Raw genomic sequence first — 17,032 nt, forward strand, 5'->3', positions numbered from 1 at the left:
TCGTCTGGACTGCCGACCCGGATCGCATCATCCAGGCCGCAAAGCGCGGGCACCAAGTGTTAGACTCGCACCACTAGCGCAGGGCCGCCAGGTCCGTGGCCCGGCACCGCCGAGGGCCCGCGCGCGAGACCTCGCTGATCCTGCCGCCGATTCGCACAGGGCGAGCGTTCTTCGAAGATACCATTTGTTACAGCCGAACAACCGAATGACATGAACCGGCCCAAAGGCACCATGGCCGAGAGCATTAACTGTCTTCACGCGCTATCATTTGTTTCAATCAAATGATGTTACTTGTGGTATATTAGTTCCTAATTTTGAATAACAATCCTTTCGTGTATCACTCCGTCGAAGACTGGAGTGACGCATGTCTTTTCGATCCGACATCAACGGACTTCGCGCCATTGCTGTCGCTGCGGTCGTGCTGTTCCATTTCCGATTTACGTGGGCGAGCGGCGGCTTCGCCGGAGTCGACGTGTTCTTCGTCATCTCCGGTTACCTGATGACGAAGATCATCTGCTCGCGCCTCGCGAACGACACGTTCTCGATCTGGACGTTCTACGAGGATCGCGCCCGCCGGATCGTCCCGGCCCTGATCGGGCTCTGCGCCTTCGTCCTGGTCTTCGGCTACCTCTTCGTGGAGCCGATCACCTACGCGCAGATCGGCAGGCACGCGCTCGCGGCCCTGACCTTCGTCTCGAACGTGGTGTTCTACCGGGAGTCCGGGTACTTCGACGCGCGCTCGGACTCCAAGTGGCTCCTGCACACCTGGTCGCTCGCCGCCGAGTGGCAGTTCTACATGGTGTACCCGCTGATCCTGGTCCTGATCCGGATGGTCGAGCGGCTGCGCCGGTGGCGGCGGCCGATCCTGTGGGCCGGGTTCCTGCTCTCGCTCGCGACCTGCGTCCTGGCGACGCCGATCCTACCCCAGGCGTCGTTCTTCCTGCTGCCGACGCGCGCCTGGGAGATGCTCGCCGGAGGCCTGGTCTTCCTCCATCTCGAGGGCCGGCCGATCGGCGCCGGGCGCGCCCGCGCCCTGGAACTCGCCGGGCTGGGCGCGATCGCGGTCGCGGTGCTGACCTTCGACGGCACCATGCCGTGGCCGTCCTACCGCGCCCTCCTGCCCGTCCTCGGCGCGTGTCTCGTCATCGCCGCACGGCGCCCCCACGCGCTCTGGTCCAGCAACCGACCGGTCCAGACCGTGGGACGCTGGTCCTATGCCATCTACATTTGGCACTGGCCGATCGTGGTCGGGTTCGCCTATTTCGACCTGCCCCAGAACCGCCCGGCGATGCTCGCCCTCCTCGTCGGCCTCCTGGCCGGCTGGGCCGGCCTGTCCCGGATCGCAGCGCGCCGCCGCCCGGCCGTCCGGCCGTCCGGGTGGACGGCCTCCCGGATCGGCGGCGCCGGCTTCGCGGCGACGGCCGTCCTGGCGGGCCTCGTGTTCCTCGGCCACGGCCTGCCCGCCCGCGTGCCGGGCGAGACCTCGCGGTTCGCGGAGCTGGAGGCGGCGCGCAACGACGGCGACTACCCGCGCAGTTGCGGAGGCCTCGACAATTTCGGCGCCCTGCGGCCATGCCGGCTCGGCTCCGGCGACGGGCCGAAGGTCCTCGTCATCGGCGATTCCCACGCGGAGATGATGTACGCGCGCTTCGCCCACGACGGCCACCGCATGCCGCGGGAGCGCCTGGAATTCATCACCGCGAACGGCTGCTCGCCGGTGCCGACGGTGGGCCGCACCACCAGCATCCGCTGCGACGTCTTCGCGGAGAAGGCGCTGGCCCAGGCCGAGACCGGGGGCTATGCGCGGGTCGTCCTGGCGTCGATCTGGACACCCTACTTCGTTCCGCCCGCCCCCGGCACGATGCCCAACGTCGACCGGACCTGCTTCGTCGTCGGCGAACGATGCCTGACGGAAGCCGCGCCCGACATCTTCGAGGAGCGGGTCGACGCGGCCTTCGCCAAGTTCGAGGCGCGGCTCCGCGGGATCCGGCAGCAGGGCATCGAGGTCGTCCTGGTCCTGCCGTTTCCGCGCATGAAGGACGACCTGACCATGGAGATCTCGAAGCGGATCTTCCGCGGCAGCAGCATCGCCGACCTGCACAGCATCGACCGTGCCGGCTTCGAGACCAGGAACGCCGCGATGGAGGCGCGGCTGCGCACGCTGGCGCGGCGGGTCGCGGCGCAGGTCGTCGATCCCGTCGCCTCCCTGTGCGGCCCCGAGACCTGTCCGGCCCTGGATGCGCGGGGCTACCCGCTCTACCGCGATTCCAACCACTTCCGCGCCACCGCCATCCGCACCGACCGGTTCCGGTTCCTCGACGGCATCGCGGACCTCTGAGGAGCCCGGCCGCGCCCGCATCCTCCGGCGCGCGAGGGACCGCGGTCAGGCCCGCTTGGCGAAGGGCCGGAAGCGGAACGCCCGGAGCAGCGGCCGCTCGAGACCCACATGGACGGCGAGGCCGAGAAGGTTCGCGAAGATCAGCAGCAGGAGGATGCGCGCGAAGGCCTGGTCGATCGACAGCGCCCCGACCAGCATGAAGCCCCAGCGGATCGCGAAGGTGTGCACCAGATAGGTCGAGAACGACGCGTCCCCGAGGAGGTTCAGGGTCCTGGCGACCGGGGTCTCCGGGGCCCTGTGGGGGATCAGGCAGATCAGGATCGCCAGGACGGCCGCGCCGTGCACGCTCCACTTCGCGAAGACCGAGCGCGGCACCGAATCGTCCGTCAGGATCGCGAGGCCACCGACGAAGCAGAGCAGGAACGCGGCGAGCAGGGCGAGGCCGAGGGCGGGCGAGGTCGCCGGCAGGCGGGCGGCGAGCGTCGGGCGGAGCAGCCCGGCGAGGGCGCCTCCCAGGAAGGTCAGGATGATCGGATCGGTGCAGAACTCCAGCGTGGTCGAAGCGGACCGCGTGTCGAGCAGCGACTTCTGGGACAGCCCGATTGCGAACAGCGCGAGAAACACCGCGCAGAGCACGATGACCCCCGTCCGCTTCGCGAACAGCAGGCTGAAGGCGAAGATGAGGTAGAACAGCATCTCGTAGTTCAGCGTCCATCCCTGCGGCAGGACGGGCCGGACCTCGCCGAGGGAATTGGTCACCGGCAGGAACAGGAACGACGCGAGGATCTCGTTCATCGGGGGCAGGGGGTGCTTCCGCACGATGGCGAACAGGAGCAGCGCGGTGATGAACCAGTAGAGGGGGATCAGGCGCTGGAAGCGCTTGCGGATGAACGTGGCCGGCGCCCCCCGCCGGCCGAACGAGTCCTGCGACGTCACCATCATCAGGCAGCCGCTGATCGCGAAGAAGGTTTCGACCCCGAGATCGCCGAACATCCACGCGATGCTCTTCAGATCGATGCCGTAGATCTCTTCCGTCACGAAATACAGAAGGATATGATCCATGATCACGAACGACGCGACGAGGCATCGCAGGATCTGAATCGAATAGAGCGGCGTAGGCTTCGATGGCTGGATGGACCGATCGCGGGCACTGCTGCCGGTGTCTTGAATAAGAATCGGTATATTGACCGATAAACTCAAATCCAGGCCCCCGACATCTTGTAGGTCTGTTGCCGGCGCACCAGACAGCGTGACGCTGGATGCCCGGCATAAGCCCTGATCCGGGTCGGGGAAAGCCTCAATATTAGCATTTGGTCGTCCGATCGAGGCCACGATGCCCGATCGTGCCGCATCTCCCTCCGCCGGCGGGGCGGGACGATGGCGGCCCGGCGCGGTCACGCGGGGGCGTGACTCCAGGCGCCGGTGCCCGAGACCCGTGGCTCAGGACGCCGCGGATCGCTCCGGCTCCCGTGCGGCCGCCTTCGATTCGCTGCGGGCGCGCTCGGCGCGCAGCTCCCGCTCGGCCATCAGCCAGAACTCGACTTCGAATCCCTCGGGGCGGTGGTTGCGTTCCCAGATCTCGTGGGCGCGCTCGCGGATCCGCTCGAACGTGATCTCCTCATCGGACATCGTGCTTCCTGCTCCTTCGGTCTCGGTCACAGCGCGCCGCGTCGACGCTGGGCCAACGCTCCAGGGCGGGATTTGTCCCCGGATTCCGGTCGCCCGGCGGCTTTCCCACAGGCGGCCGGCGCCGGCACCCGACGCCGTTTGACCTGCACCCCGGAAACCGCCTAGCTTGAAGGCGACGGTTCCTCTTTATCGAGGATCAAAAGGGAACGCGGTGAGGGTTGCAAACCCGATGCCGCGGCTGCCCCCGCAACTGTAAGCGGCGAGCCCATCATCAACACGTCACTGGGTGCCTTTCGCACCTGGGAAGACGATGAGAGGGCGGTGACCCGCGAGCCAGGAGACCTGCCGTCAGTCGTGGTCACACGCGAAACGCATCGGGCGGGGTGTCCTGGTGGGTGTCGGGGCGGATGCCGTGCGGCATCCGGGCCGGCCTCGTTCGCGGTGACGTGCCACTTCGCGCGACCCGTCGCGTCAGCCGTCCCGTCGATGTCCGTCCTCGCCCGCGCCTCCCGCTTGCCCACGCCCGATCCGGCCGCCCCGCGCGGTCCGGACAGGGCTGTGCCGCGAACGGACCCGCGTCCGGCACCGCTCAGCTATTGTAACGTTATAACATACGCTTTAGCGAGGACGGCTCGTCGGCCCCGGCCGATGCCCGCGCCCTGTCCCGGTTGTCCCATGCCCGTCGCCCAGCCCCGTCTCCACACCGCGAACGACCGATGCGCGCGGCCGGATCGAGCCCCGCCGCTCCGCCGGATCCCGAGATCCCCGCCGGTCCTGCCCCTGGCGGCCCTGCTCGGCGGCCTGCTGCCGATGCCCGCCGCGGCCCAGAGCCGGGAGGTCCCGCCCACCGTGACCCTGGAGACCCTGGAGGTCTCGGGGTCAGGGCGGGGCGGCCCGCCCCCCGCCGAGGGCCTCAACCTGCGCAGCCCCGGCCGCAGCGCCAGCCGTCTCGGCCTGACGCCCCTGGAGACCCCCGCCAGCATCGACGTGATCGCGGGCGAGACCACCCGCCTGCGCGGCCAGAACACGGTCGCCGAGGCCGTCACCCAGAACGCCACCGGCATCACCACGGTGGCGTCGCCCGGCAACGGCAACGGCGCCTTCACGGCCCGGGGCTTCGCCGGCCCGAACTCGATCCAGCAGCTCTACGACGGCACCCGCCTGTTCGTCGGCGCCGGCACCGTGACCTTCCCGTTCGACACCTGGAACGTCGAGCGCATCGAGGTCCTGCGCGGCCCGGCCTCCGTGCTCTACGGCGACGGCGCCATCGGCGGCGTGGTCAACGTGGTGACCAAGAAGCCGGTCTTCACGCCCCTCAACGAGGCCCGCGCCGCAATCGGCTCGGACGGCCTCGCGCGCCTCGCCCTCGATTCCGGCGGCCCCATCGGCGAGGCCCTGGCCTATCGCCTGAACATCAGCGGCAACCGCGCCGAGGGCTGGGTCTCGCCGGACGGGAGCTTCCGCAACCTCGCGGTCTCGGGCGCCCTGACCCTGCAGGCGACCCCCGACCTCGCCGTCACCCTGAGCCATGATTTCGGCTACCAGGAACCGGCCCGCTACTGGGGCACGCCCCTCGTCGACGGGCGCATCCGCGACGCCATCCGGTTCAACAACTACAACGTCCGCGACGCGCAGATCCTTTGGACCGACAACTGGACCCAGCTGCGCACCGAATGGAGCCCGAGCGCCGACGTCACCATCCGCAACACCGCCTACCGGCTCCAGAGCCGGCGCCAGTGGCGGGACGTCGAGCAATATGCGTTCAACCGGGACACCGGGCGGATCGACCGCTCGGACTACATCGAGATCTACCACAGCCAGGAGCAGGTCGGGAACCGCCTCGATGCCACGTTCCGGGGCACCCTGTTCGGGTTCCGCAACGAATTCCTGGCCGGGTTCGACGTGAACCACATCGCCTTCCGGCACACCAACAACTTCGCCTCCGACGGGGGCGGGCTCGTCACGAGCGTCGATCCCTTCGCCTATGATCCCGGCCTGTTCCCGGCCGATGGCCGCGCCACACCCGCCTACGCCACCAGCACGCGCCAGGCCTCGGTCTTCGCCGAGAACCGGCTGATCCTGTCCGACCAGGTCTCCCTGCTGGCGGGCGTGCGCTATGACGCGCCGGTGCTGCACCGGACCAACCTCGTCACCGGCGCCGCCTTCGACCGGGATTTCCAGGCGCTGAGCTACCGCTTCGGCGCCGTCTACAATCCGACGCCGCGGCTGGCGCTCTACGCGCAATACGCCACCGCCACCGATCCCGTCGCGAGCCTGATCTCGCTCTCGCAGAGCCTGGCCAACTTCCGGCTCTCCACCGGCGAGCAGGTGGAGGTCGGCGCCAAGGGCGTGACCTGGGACGGCCGGGCGGAGTGGACGCTGGCCGGCTACCGCATCGTCAAGGACAACCTGATCTCGACGGTGCCGGGCCAGCCGACGCTCTCGACCCAGGTCGGCCGGCAATCCTCCCTCGGCGTGGAGGCGGCCCTGAGCCTGCACCTCGCCGAGGCCTGGCGCATCGACGCCAACCTGGCGCTGCTGCACGCCCAGTACGACGACTTCAACCAGGCGGTCGGCGGCGCGGTGGTGTCCTATGCCGGGCGCCAGCCCACCGACGTGCCCGAGCGCGTCGGCAACCTGTGGGTCAACTGGACCTTCGCCCCGGCCTGGGAGGCGCGAATCGGCCTGCAGCACGTGGGCGAAACCTTCAGCGACTTCGGCAACCAGGCCCCGCGCCCGACCTACACCCTGGTCAATGCCGGGCTCGACCATCAGGTGACCCCGGCGTCCCGGCTGTCCCTGCGCGCCTACAACCTGTTCGACACGGTCTACGCGATCAGCGGCAACGCCGTGAACGGGGTCGGCACCAACTGGCTGCTGGGCCGGCCGCGCTCCGTCGAGCTGGCCTACAGCGTGCGGTTCTGATGCGGCTCAAATCCCTGAAGCGCTGGCTGATCCTCGGCCATCGCTGGCTCGGCATCGCCACGGGGCTGTTCCTCGCCGCCTGGGTGCTGTCGGGACTGGTGATGCTCTACGTGGCGTTCCCGGCCCTGACCGAGGCCGAGCGCCTGTCCCGCCTCGCGCCGATCGCCTTCGACCGGGTCCGGCTCGGCCCGGACGAGGCCCTGGCCCGGGCCGGGCTCGACCCGGCCCCGGGCGGCCTCTCCCTGTCCATGAGGGCCGGGGCGCCGGTCTATCAGGTCACCGCGCGCGACGGCGCCCGGCACACGCTCTCGGCCGAGACCGGGCAGGCCCTCGGCCCCTTCGACGCGGCGGCGGCCCTGGCCCCGTTCGGGCCGGACGCCACCGTGCGGACGGTGAGCCGCGACCAGTGGACGGTGCGGGACCGCTACGACCCGCTGCGCCCCTTCCACGTGGTGGCGCTGGGGGACGCGGCCGGCACCGAGCTCTACGTCTCGGCCCGCACCGGCGCCGTCGTCCTCGACACCACCCGCCGGGAGCGCCTGTGGAACTGGCTCGGGGCGATCCCGCACTGGTTCTACCCGACGCCCCTGCGGGCGCGGGGCGAGCTCTGGCGCGGCAGCGTGCTGTGGGTCTCGGGCATCGCCGGCGCCGGGGTGCTCAGCGGCCTGGTCCTGGGGATCTGGCGCCTGCGCCTGCGCCGGCCCTACGCCTCCGGGGCGGTGACGCCCTATCGCGGCCTCGGGCGCTGGCACCACCTCCTCGGCACCCTCGGGGGCCTGAGCCTCCTGAGCTTCGTCGCCAGCGGCTGGCTCTCCATGAACCCGAACCACTGGTTCGCGCCCCGCACGCCCCCGGCGGCGCTGCGGGAGGCCTATGCCGGGCCGCCGGCCAAGTTCGACCGGGCGACCCTCGAGCGCCCGGCGCCGCTGGGAACCGTCGAGGTCCGCTTCACGCAGGTGGGCGGCCGGCCCGTGCTGGTCGCCGCCGATGCGCGGGGCGGGCGGCTGGCGGCGCCGCCCCAACCCGAGGCGGCCCTTCGCGCGGCCGCCGCCCGCGCCCTGCCGGAGGCCCGCCTCGCCGGAGCCGAGACCCTGACCGCCTACGACGCCTACTGGTATGCCCACCACGACACCCGGCCGCTGCCGGTGCTGCGCCTGCGCTTCGACGACCCGGCCGCGACCTGGCTCCACATCGACCCCGAGACCGGCGCGCTCCTCGACCGCCTCGATGCCAGCGGCCGGCTCCAGCGCTGGCTGTTCGAGGCACCGCACCGCCTGGACTTCGGAAACCTGTTCCAGGCCCGCCCGGCCTGGGACGCGGTGATGTGGCTCCTCAACGGCCTCGGCGCGACCATCGCCCTCTCGGGCGTGGTGCTGGGCTGGCGCCGCCTGCGGCGCACGGCGCGGATGGGGTAGGGGGCCGCGGTGCCCGTCGCGCCCGGCGGTCCCCAGGGCCGGCGAGGGCCTGCGACGTCGCACGCTGCAACCCGAACGGGTCCGGCGACTTGACCGGCCGGGTGCGACGGCGCCCGCCAGGAAGGATGCCAGCCATGTCCGGAACCGAGATCCGCCTCGCCCTCGACGCGATCCCGATGGGGGGCATGGCGGAGGGCACGGCCGGCGACGACACGGTGCTGTTCGTGCGCGACGCCGCGGGCGTCCGCGCGTTCCAGGCCAGGTGCCCGCATCTCGGCGCGCCCCTCGCCAAGGGCGAGATCTGCGGCGGACGCCTCTACTGCCCCTGGCACAAGGCCGCCTTCGCCCTGGCCGACGGGAGCCTGGAGGAGCCGCCGGCCCTCGACGCCCTGACCCGCTACCCCGTCCGCATCGAGGGCGCCGAGGCCGTCGCGACCCTGACGCCGGAGCCGGCGCCGACGCGGACGGCGTCCGCGCCCGTGGAAAGCGTGCTCGTCGTCGGCTCGGGCGCGGCGGCCGTCGCCTGCGTGAAGACCCTGCGCCGCGAGGGCTACGCGGGCCGCATCACCCTGGTCGGCCGCGAGGCGCACCCGCCCTACGACCGGACCAAGCTCTCGAAGCAGTTCCTGGCCAAGCCGACCCCGCCGGAAAAGGTGCGGATCGAGCCCGACTTCGCGCAGGCAAACGGGGTCGAGCGGATCACCGCGGAGGTCACCCGGGTCGAACCCGCCCGGCGCGCCGTCACCCTGGCGGACGGCCGGACCCTGACGGCCGACGCGATCCTGGTGGCCACCGGGAGCCGGGCGGTGATGCCGGACTTCCCCGGCCAGGACCTCGACGGGGTCTTCACCCTGCGCAGCCTCGACGACGCGATCCGCCTGAGCGAGGCGGCGGGCGAGGCCAGATCCGTGGTCGTGGTGGGGGCCGGCTTCATCGGCCTGGAGGCCGCCGCGTTCCTCAACAAGCGCGGACTGTCCGTCACCGTGCTGGCCCGCGAGGACATCCCCTTCGCCAAGCGCTTCGGCGCGGCGGTGGGCGCGGCGCTCAAGCGATACCATGCGGGCAACGGCGTCGCCTTCGAGACCGGCTCCGTCGCCAAGATCGCCGGCACCGGCCGCGTCGAGGCCGTCGAGACGCAGGACGGACGGCGCCTGCCCGCCGACATCGTCCTCGTCGGCGCGGGCGCCGCGCCGGAGACCGGCCTGATCGCGGGCGTCGCGCCCGACGAGAGCGGCGGCCTCCCGGTCGGCGGCGACCTCAAGCTCGCGGAGGGCGTCTGGATCGCGGGCGACATCGCCGCCTTTCCGGAGGTGGCGAGCGGCGAGACCGCGCGGATCGAGCATTGGCGCCTCGCGCAGCAGCACGGCACGCACGTGGCCCGGGCCATGCTCGGCCGGGACGCCGCCTTCGCGGGCGTGCCGTTCTTCTGGAGCAACCAGGGCGACAAGCGGCTCGATTACGGCGGCTACGCCAAGGGTTTCGACCGGATCATCCTGCAGGGCGACCCCGCCGCCCTCGAGTTCATCGCCTATTACGTCACGGGCGACCGGGTGACCGCCGCCTGCAGCATCGGCCGCAACAGCGCCTTCACCGCCTTCCTGCACCTCCTCGGCCTCGGACGCCTGCCCCCGGCGGCCGCGATCGAGGCCGGGGCGGACCTGCCCGCCCTCGCGCGCGCGCGGTTAGCAGTTAGCGGTTAGGAGTGGGACACTGGCGTTCGGGGGTGTCCCTGAACGTCGGAGGGGTGTGGGTCGGTGACTGGCGGCTCGCAGAACGTCGAGGCGTGACGTCGGACGTTCGCGGGAGCGGCGACGGCCAGCGGCACCCTCGTCCGCCTCGACGAGCGATCCGTGCCGAGGCCTTCGCCGCGAGGCTATCCCGATCGTTGCATGAAGAAGGCGGCCGTCGCGTTGAGTGCTTCGGGCAGGACGGTCATGTGGGTTCGGCCTGGAATCAGGCCGAAGGTGCTGGTCAGGCCCGAGATCCGGCTCAATCGCTCCGTCATTTCACGGGTGAGTTCGACGGTGCGGGTCGAGGCGAGGCGGGCGCGGCGCGCCTCACGATCCGGAGCGTCCCGTTGGAACGGGGCGAGTGCTTCCTCGTAGGCACCTGCCAGCAGAAGCACGTGCGCGCCGTTCGGGGGGGCCCTCTCCAAGTCCGCGATGCTTCCTAGCAGCACAGCGTCTTCCCAATAGATGGATGGGCTGGCGGCGATCCAGTGTGAGAAGGCCGCGGGCGCCCGCGTGAGGGCGTAGAGGACGAACAGCCCACCGAACGAGTGTCCGAACACCGCTTGTCGCGAAGGGTCGACCCGACAGCGCCGTGAGATCGCAGGCCGGAGGTCGTCCAGGACGAAGCGTAGAAACGCGTCGGCGCCGCCCGTCCGGATCGCGGGACCGCCGGGCTTCGACGGCGCGTAGGACCGTCCGGGCGGTGGCGTATAGTCCCAGGACCGACGCAGGCCATCGTAGGGCTCGTCCCCGGGATAGCCGATGCCGACGACGACGAAGCGCGTACCGATACCCGTGGCGTCCGGATAGGGCGCCTGCACGCGTTCGATATCGATCGCCGTGGCCGTCACCGCGTTGCCGTCCAGCAGGTACAGAACGGGCCAACCGTCCGCGGGCACCTCGCCGGGCGGAACGTAGAGCGTGATCCGCCACGGCGCCCGCTCGCCGTGGCCGCCAAGATCGAAGGCGACCGCGCCGGTGAGCCGGGCCGGCTCGTCTGCAGTACCGCTGGCCAGGCTCGGCCTCAGCATCAGCCAGGCGGCCGACAGCGCCGCCAGGCCGCGCCGCGAGAGACCTGTCCTCATCGGACTCGGCTCGCGATGGCCTCGACGGATGCGGAGAGGGACGCCACGGTTCTGAGGACGCCGTCTACCATCGGTAGATCAGGCTGCCGATGACCGTTGCCGGCGCGCCGCGATAGCAGAATCCCGCCTGACAGGTGAAGTAGTCTCGATCGAAGACGTTGTTGGCGTTGATCTGGGCGCGAAAGCCTTTGTAAGCCGGATCGATGGCCGCAAAGTCGTAGGCCACCAGCGCATCGAACAGCGTGACGGTCGGGTTGCGGACGGTGTTCTCGTCGTTGGCAAAGCCGTTGGCGTTGAAGCGGATGCCGCCGCCGACGGTCAGGCCGCGCAGAGCCGAGCCCGGCGGGAACAGGTAGCTCAGGAAGCCAGTGAACGTGTCTCCCGGAATGCCCGAGAGCGCGTTGCCGTCCAGGACCTGGCCCGCGAACGAGGTCTGACTGAGATACCGCAGATTGAGATGCGTGTAGGCGAGCGTCAGGTTCGTTCCGGGTGCGAAGTTGGCGATGGCCTCCATCTCGAAGCCGCGGGACTCGACGGCGCCGGTCGCCACCTGAAAGGCGACGTTGTTCGGGTCCGTGCGCAGGACGCTGCTCTGAACGATATCGAACCCGGCGAACCCCGCCTGGATGTTCGTGCCGGGGATCAAGTATTTGACGCCGGCCTCGATCTGGTCCCCCGTCGCCGGTCGGAAGGCGCGCCCGGCCGCATCGACGCCCGGCTGCGGCGCGAAGGTGGTGGCGTAGCTGGCAAAGGGGACCAGTCCAGGGGCCAGGAGATAGTTGAGACCGACCCGGCCCGTGAAGGCCTGGTCGTTCTGCTGGGTCGCGGCAGCGGGGGCGCTGGTCGTGCTCTGAGACACCCAGTCGTAGCGTCCGGTCAGGGTGAGGACGAAGCGGTCGAACTTGGCCTGCTCCTGCAGGTACAGCCCGACCTGATCCTGGCTCTGCGCGGTGCGCGGGCCGAGCAGCGGTGCGAGGATCGGCTGCTGGCCGTAATTGCGCGTGACGAGATTGAGGTCGGGAGCCGCGCCGAAGCCGAAGCGATAATTGAAATCCGAATGCGCGTAGTCGAGACCCGCCACCAACGTATGCGCGACCGGCCCCGTGGTGACATGCGCCTCGATCTGGTTGTCGAGCGTGATCTGGCTGAGGAACTGCCGCGAGTATCCCGTCGACCGGCTGGCGCTCAGGCCGTCGGAGCTGAGCGCGGCGATCGACGCGTAGCGATAGTCGTTGCTGATGTCGTAGAAACGGAAGTTCTGCCGGAAGACCAGATCCCCGTCGAAGCGGTGCTCGAACGCGTAGCCGACCCGCCCCTGCTGCTGCCTGAAGTCGTTGAAGGCCGGATCGCCCGAGTAGATCCGGGTCGGGCGCAGGTTTTGGTTGAAGTACGTCGTGCTGCCCGGAAGCTTGGTCTCCTGATACTCGCTCAGGAACGTGAAGGTGGTGTCGGCGGACGGCTTCCAGGTGAAGGACGGCGCGATGTAGCTCCGGTCGTCCGAGCCCCCGGGGATGAAGGTGTCTGACTGCCGCCGGATTCCGGTGACGCGGTACGCGAGCGTGCCGCCCGTGCCCTCGACCGGACCACCGATGTCGAAATTGCCCTGGTAGCGGTCGAAGTTGCCGACCTGCATCTGGACCTCGCCGAAGGGCGTGAAGACCGGCCGCTTCGTGGTGACGTCGAGGATGCCGCCGGGCGAGCCGAGCCCGTAGAGTCCGGACGCCGGTCCGCGCAGGATCGTGGCCGCCTCAATGCCGTAGGGCTCGATGCGCGGCACCGTCAGGCCGGCCGCGACCTGGCGCAGGCCGTCCCGGTAGATACCGTCGTAGGTCAGGCTGAAGCCGCGGACGAAGAACGAGTCGAAGCGCGGATCGAAGCCGAAGACGTTCGACGAGACGCCGGCCACATAGCCGATGGCCTCGTTGAGGGTCTGGACGTTGCGATCGTTGAGCGCCTCGCGGGTGAGCACCGTGACCGATTGCGGGGTTTCGAGCAGGGGCGTGTTGGTTTTGGTCGCCGTGGGGCTGACTCGGGCGGTGTAACCGGTGACGCCGGACGGGCCTCCGCCTCCGCCGCTGGTCGCCGCCGTCCCACCATCACCGCCGCTGAGATTCACGCCGCTCCCGGCCGCCGGCCCAGGCGAAGCCCCCTCGACGGAGAGCTGGTCGAGCCGAACGCTGCGTTCCTGAGCCGTCGCGGCTCCGGTGAGAGCCGTTGTGGCGAGCAGCAGAGCAAGGAGGGAAGAGCGATGAGACATGGGGCACGCTGGCAGGCGCCTCGAACGGCGCAGTATCGTACTCATCGCGAGATACGACCCGCATGGCAAGTTGAAATCGTGCTATCTATCCCACACTTAGAGCACTTCAAATCTGAAGTCGTTCTAATCTAGCCCTGTATAGCATCAGACGATGAAATTTTACATCGTCACATCATCACTGTCATTCCCGGATAATTCCATCGATCTTGAGGCATCGCCGCACGTCAATGAAATGACCGATCGGAACGCTGAAGTCGGGTCGATGACGGAACGCCTCTTTCGGGACGAAGGGGCTCGGCCCGCAGCCCCCAGCCGAGGTTGCCGGACAGCCGCGAATGGCCGCTTTCGGGCATCGGCAACGGCTGTCGGCAGGACCCACGGGACGGACAAACTCCGAAACGCGCGGTCGCCCGATGCCGCGCGGCACCGGCCTCGACCGCACCCGTCTTGCCGACCCACGGGCTGGCGCGGGTTCTCGCCACCGCTGCGTTTCGGGCCTTCATTCCGCGAGGCCGGCTCGGTCCGGCGCGCGGATCTCGGTGTCGCGGCTGAGGGCGGTCGCCTCGGTCATCGCCGCGCGGCCCTGGCGCAGGGCGGCCTCCGCATCGGGCAGGGAGTAGGGGGCGCTGCGCACCATCTGGTCCGCCTCCCGGACCGTCCAGCGGTACCGGGTGGCGTCCTCGGGGCAGGGCTCAACGTCCAGGGTGAGGGGACCCATCGCTTCGCGTGGCATCGTGACCTCCTGCGGTGCCGGGTTCGAGGGCCTCGGCGGAGGGCGGACAGTCGGGGAAGTCCATCCAGTCCGTGAAGGCCTCGGCCGGGTAGCTGTGCTGGCAGGAGGCGACGTGCCAGGGCCGGGGATCGCCGAGGCCCGCCGGGTCCCAGCGGATCACCGCCCGCCGGTCCGGATCGGACCGGTGGATCGCGATGATCCAGCGTCCGTCATGCGGGGCCCGGTCCATCGCCCTCCAGGTACGCATCCTGCCCTCCCCCTCCGAGGCAACGGGAACGCGCGAACCCGCCGAACCGTTCGGCACAATCCTTCCGGTCGGCCCCGGCGGGGCGGCCGGGGCCGGCCTTCGGAACGCCGGCCTCAGAGGACCGGCATCGCCCCGGCCACGGTGACGAGGGCGCCGGAGGTGTAGCTGCTCTCGGCCGAGGCCAGCATCACGTAGGCGGAGGCGAGTTCCGCCGGCTGGCCCGGGCGCCCGAACGGGACCTGGCTGCCGAAGGACTTCACCGAATCCTCGCTCATCCCCGCGGGGATGAAGGGCGTCCAGATCGGCCCCGGCAGCACGCCGTTCACCCGGACGCCCTTCTCGGCCAGGAGTTGCGCCAGGCTCAGGACCATGTTGCTGAGCGCCCCCTTGGTGGCGCTGTAGGCCATCAGCGAGGGCATCGGGTGCTTGGAGTTCACCGAGGAGGTGAAGATCACCGAGGCGCCGGGCTTCAGGTGGGGCAGGGCGGCCTTGGTCACGTAGAACGGCCCGAACACGTTGGTGCGGAAATGGTCCTCGAAGACCCTGTCCTCGATGGCGTCGAGCCCCTGGTTCGGCTGCTGGAAGGCGCCGTTGTTCACGAGCACGTCGAGGCGGCCGAAGGTGGCGACGGTGCGCTCCACCAGCGCGCGGCCATGGGCCGGGTCCTTCAGGTCGCCCGGCAGCAGGAGGGCGCGCCGGCCGGCCTTCTCGACCCAGCCGGCCACCGCCTCGGCATCCGCCTGCTCCTCGGGCAGGTAGGCGATCGCCACGTCGGCCCCCTCGCGGGCGAAGGCGATGGCCACCGCCCGGCCGATCCCGGAATCGCCGCCGGTGATCAGCGCGGCCTGGCCCGTCAGCCTCCCCGAGCCCCGGTAGCTCGCTTCGCCGTGATCCGGCTCGGGCACCATCTTGCCGGTCTTGCCGGGGAAGCTCTGGGGCTGGCCCTCGAAGGGCGGGCGGGGATAGGTCGTCAGGGGGTTGTCGGTCACGCGGCGTCTCCGTTGGAACGCCGCGTCAACCGGAGGCCGCGTCGCCGCGTTCCCGGTGCGCGATGCCGCGCGACCTCGACACGATCACGCCGGTATACCGCGCGTCGCGAGGCCGGCGACGGTGTCCCGCCCGAGCGCGACCCGGTGGTCGACCGCCTCGGCCGCGAGCCCGACCAGCGCCCCGGCGGCCACGTCCGCCGGGAAATGCGCGCCGCGAAGGACCTGGACCGCCACGACCCCGAGGGCCGCCGCGGTCGCGACACCCCGGACCTCGGGATAGGCCCGGCCGGCGGCCGTCGCCACCGCGACGCTCAGGGCCGAGTGTCCCGACGGAAACGACTGCCACGGCCCGACATTCGGCCCGAACCAGCCCTTCTGGTAGAGGCCCTCGTCCATCAGCACGTTGGGCCGGGTCCGATGCACGACCCGCTTCACCGTCGTCTTGGTGGCCGCCGCCAGGATTCCGGCGACGAGCATGTGCCGCCCGGCCTCGGCGAGACGCGGGTCCCGCCGCATCACGCCGAGCGCCAGGGTGCCGGTGGAGAGGGCGAGCAGCCACTTCCAGCCCCCCGCCTCGCTCGCCGCCGCCAGCGCCCGCACCCGGCGGGTGTCCTTGGCCCGGGCGAGCGACACGCCGACACGGATGTCCGCGGCCTCGAAGCGTCGGGCCATCCCGACCGATCCATCGCGCATCACACCGTCCGCCATCCCCGAGAAGCACGGCCGTAAACGCGGACCCTGGCGGATCGTTCGCGGCGCCCCTCGTCGGTCTCCCCATGGCGATGGTCCGGTCGCCTTCGAGGCAGGCGAGTCCCGGCACCGGCGGCGCGGATCCTGCGCACGATCCCGGCGAATCTGCCGGATTCCCACGGCGCCGGCCATGATCCCGTCACCTTCGCAGCGGATGGCGAGGCATCACGTGACAAGCGCTTGCCGTCCTGCGGACGAGGGCGGGTCGCCACGGGGCGAGCGCATGAGGGTTGTTGGAAGCATGACGAATCGATCCACCATCGCGGGCGCCGCGCGCCGGCTGGCGCCCCTGGCCGGCCTCGCCGCCGCCCTTCTGCCCGGTCTCGCAATGGCCGCCGCCCCCAACGACGCCAGCGGCACCTGGCTGACCGAGGATGGGCGCGCCCGCATCCGCACCGAGAAGTGCGGCCCGCAGAACACCAACCTGTGCGGCTACGTGGTCTGGCTGAAGGTGCCCCTGAACGACCAGGGCCAGCCCCGGATCGATTTCAAGAACCCCGATCCGAAGAAACAGTCCCGTCCCTCCCTCGGCCTCCAGCTGATCATGGGCCTGAAGCCGCAGCCGGACGGCCATTACGGCGGCAAGATCTACAACGCCGACGAGGGCAAGTTCTACGACGTGACGATGTGGTCGGATCAGCCGACGGAACTGTCGGTGCGCGGCTGCCTCCTCGGCTTCCTCTGCGGATCGCAGACCTGGAACCGGGTGAACGACGTGGTGCCGGGCCAGCTCACGGGCCCGACCAACGGCCCGGGCGGCCCGCGCGCCGATGCGGAATGGGCGCCCAAGGCGCCGACAACCGCCGGAGCGGGTGCGCCCGCCGCGACCGGTACGGCCAAGGCGCCGGCGCCGAAGCCGGCGGCCAAGCCGGGTGCCGCTCCGGCGGCGGCGCCTGCCGAGTAGGCCGGCGCCGCATCGCGCAAGGGGTTACGA

The 17,032-nt window shown here is 70.5% G+C and carries 13 protein-coding genes and 1 riboswitch; of the genes, 5 read left to right on the plus strand and 8 right to left on the minus strand.

What is annotated here, in order from left to right:
- The first annotated feature begins 364 nt into the window (after positions 1-364).
- Positions 365-2,338, plus strand: a complete 1,974-nt coding sequence (locus AC0IWM_RS20740) for an acyltransferase family protein (protein WP_471758099.1) — start codon at positions 365-367, stop codon at positions 2,336-2,338.
- A gap of 45 nt (positions 2,339-2,383) precedes the next feature.
- Here AC0IWM_RS20740 and AC0IWM_RS20745 read toward each other — a convergent pair whose 3' ends face one another.
- Positions 2,384-3,736, minus strand: a complete 1,353-nt coding sequence (locus AC0IWM_RS20745) for an acyltransferase family protein (protein WP_471758101.1) — start codon at positions 3,734-3,736, stop codon at positions 2,384-2,386.
- A gap of 42 nt (positions 3,737-3,778) precedes the next feature.
- The gene (locus AC0IWM_RS20750) at positions 3,779-3,967 is read right to left on the minus strand and encodes a DUF2934 domain-containing protein (protein WP_471758103.1); all 189 of its coding nucleotides are present in this window, start codon (positions 3,965-3,967) and stop codon (positions 3,779-3,781) included.
- Between the two features lie 159 nt (positions 3,968-4,126).
- Positions 4,127-4,331, plus strand: a riboswitch (cobalamin riboswitch).
- Between the two features lie 446 nt (positions 4,332-4,777).
- Here AC0IWM_RS20750 and AC0IWM_RS20755 point away from each other — a divergent pair.
- From AC0IWM_RS20755 to AC0IWM_RS20765, 3 genes are all read left to right on the plus strand, one after another.
- The gene (locus AC0IWM_RS20755) at positions 4,778-6,892 is read left to right on the plus strand and encodes a TonB-dependent receptor (protein ID WP_471758223.1); all 2,115 of its coding nucleotides are present in this window, start codon (positions 4,778-4,780) and stop codon (positions 6,890-6,892) included.
- The gene (locus AC0IWM_RS20760) at positions 6,892-8,307 is read left to right on the plus strand and encodes a PepSY domain-containing protein (protein WP_471758105.1); all 1,416 of its coding nucleotides are present in this window, start codon (positions 6,892-6,894) and stop codon (positions 8,305-8,307) included. The genes AC0IWM_RS20755 and AC0IWM_RS20760 overlap by 1 nt, the downstream gene beginning before the upstream one ends.
- Positions 8,308-8,441: 134 nt before the next feature.
- The gene (locus tag AC0IWM_RS20765) at positions 8,442-10,007 is read left to right on the plus strand and encodes an FAD-dependent oxidoreductase (RefSeq protein WP_471758107.1); all 1,566 of its coding nucleotides are present in this window, start codon (positions 8,442-8,444) and stop codon (positions 10,005-10,007) included.
- A 173-nt stretch (positions 10,008-10,180) separates the two neighbouring features.
- Here the strand turns inward: AC0IWM_RS20765 and AC0IWM_RS20770 are convergent, their stop codons facing one another.
- From AC0IWM_RS20770 to AC0IWM_RS20795, 6 genes are all read right to left on the minus strand, one after another.
- Positions 10,181-11,068 carry an alpha/beta hydrolase gene (locus tag AC0IWM_RS20770; protein ID WP_471758225.1) on the minus strand — a complete coding sequence of 296 codons (888 nt, stop codon included), beginning with the start codon at positions 11,066-11,068 and terminating at the stop codon, positions 10,181-10,183.
- A 118-nt stretch (positions 11,069-11,186) separates the two neighbouring features.
- Positions 11,187-13,379: a TonB-dependent siderophore receptor gene (locus AC0IWM_RS20775; RefSeq protein ID WP_471758109.1), complete on the minus strand. Its 2,193-nt coding sequence runs from the start codon at positions 13,377-13,379 to the stop codon at positions 11,187-11,189.
- A 499-nt stretch (positions 13,380-13,878) separates the two neighbouring features.
- Positions 13,879-14,112, minus strand: coding sequence for a hypothetical protein (locus AC0IWM_RS20780; protein ID WP_471758111.1), 234 nt, complete (start codon positions 14,110-14,112; stop codon positions 13,879-13,881).
- Positions 14,072-14,359 (minus strand): hypothetical protein, encoded by a 288-nt coding sequence (locus AC0IWM_RS20785; RefSeq protein ID WP_471758113.1) that lies wholly within the window; start codon positions 14,357-14,359, stop codon positions 14,072-14,074. The genes AC0IWM_RS20780 and AC0IWM_RS20785 overlap by 41 nt, the downstream gene beginning before the upstream one ends.
- A 113-nt stretch (positions 14,360-14,472) precedes the next feature.
- The gene (locus tag AC0IWM_RS20790; RefSeq protein WP_471758115.1) at positions 14,473-15,348 is read right to left on the minus strand and encodes an SDR family oxidoreductase; all 876 of its coding nucleotides are present in this window, start codon (positions 15,346-15,348) and stop codon (positions 14,473-14,475) included.
- An 84-nt stretch (positions 15,349-15,432) separates the two neighbouring features.
- Positions 15,433-16,020, minus strand: a complete 588-nt coding sequence (locus AC0IWM_RS20795) for a phosphatase PAP2 family protein (protein WP_471758117.1) — start codon at positions 16,018-16,020, stop codon at positions 15,433-15,435.
- 319 nt (positions 16,021-16,339) lie between these two features.
- Between AC0IWM_RS20795 and AC0IWM_RS20800 the strand changes: the two genes are divergently transcribed.
- Positions 16,340-17,002: a DUF2147 domain-containing protein gene (locus AC0IWM_RS20800; protein ID WP_471758119.1), complete on the plus strand. Its 663-nt coding sequence runs from the start codon at positions 16,340-16,342 to the stop codon at positions 17,000-17,002.
- Positions 17,003-17,032: the final 30 nt, after the last annotated feature.

It is taken from the genome of Methylobacterium sp. AC433 (genome assembly GCF_979253015.1).

Coding starts and splice junctions, on each gene's coding strand:
- AC0IWM_RS20740 (WP_471758099.1), top strand. CDS start 365: ATGTCTTTTCGATCCGACATCAACGGACTTCGCGCCATTGCTGTCGCT.
- AC0IWM_RS20750 (WP_471758103.1), bottom strand. CDS start 3,967: ATGTCCGATGAGGAGATCACGTTCGAGCGGATCCGCGAGCGCGCCCAC.
- AC0IWM_RS20755 (WP_471758223.1), top strand. CDS start 4,778: ATGCCCGCCGCGGCCCAGAGCCGGGAGGTCCCGCCCACCGTGACCCTG.
- AC0IWM_RS20760 (WP_471758105.1), top strand. CDS start 6,892: ATGCGGCTCAAATCCCTGAAGCGCTGGCTGATCCTCGGCCATCGCTGG.
- AC0IWM_RS20765 (WP_471758107.1), top strand. CDS start 8,442: ATGTCCGGAACCGAGATCCGCCTCGCCCTCGACGCGATCCCGATGGGG.
- AC0IWM_RS20770 (WP_471758225.1), bottom strand. CDS start 11,068: ATGCTGAGGCCGAGCCTGGCCAGCGGTACTGCAGACGAGCCGGCCCGG.
- AC0IWM_RS20775 (WP_471758109.1), bottom strand. CDS start 13,379: ATGTCTCATCGCTCTTCCCTCCTTGCTCTGCTGCTCGCCACAACGGCT.
- AC0IWM_RS20780 (WP_471758111.1), bottom strand. CDS start 14,112: ATGCCACGCGAAGCGATGGGTCCCCTCACCCTGGACGTTGAGCCCTGC.
- AC0IWM_RS20785 (WP_471758113.1), bottom strand. CDS start 14,359: ATGCGTACCTGGAGGGCGATGGACCGGGCCCCGCATGACGGACGCTGG.
- AC0IWM_RS20795 (WP_471758117.1), bottom strand. CDS start 16,020: ATGGCCCGACGCTTCGAGGCCGCGGACATCCGTGTCGGCGTGTCGCTC.
- AC0IWM_RS20800 (WP_471758119.1), top strand. CDS start 16,340: ATGACGAATCGATCCACCATCGCGGGCGCCGCGCGCCGGCTGGCGCCC.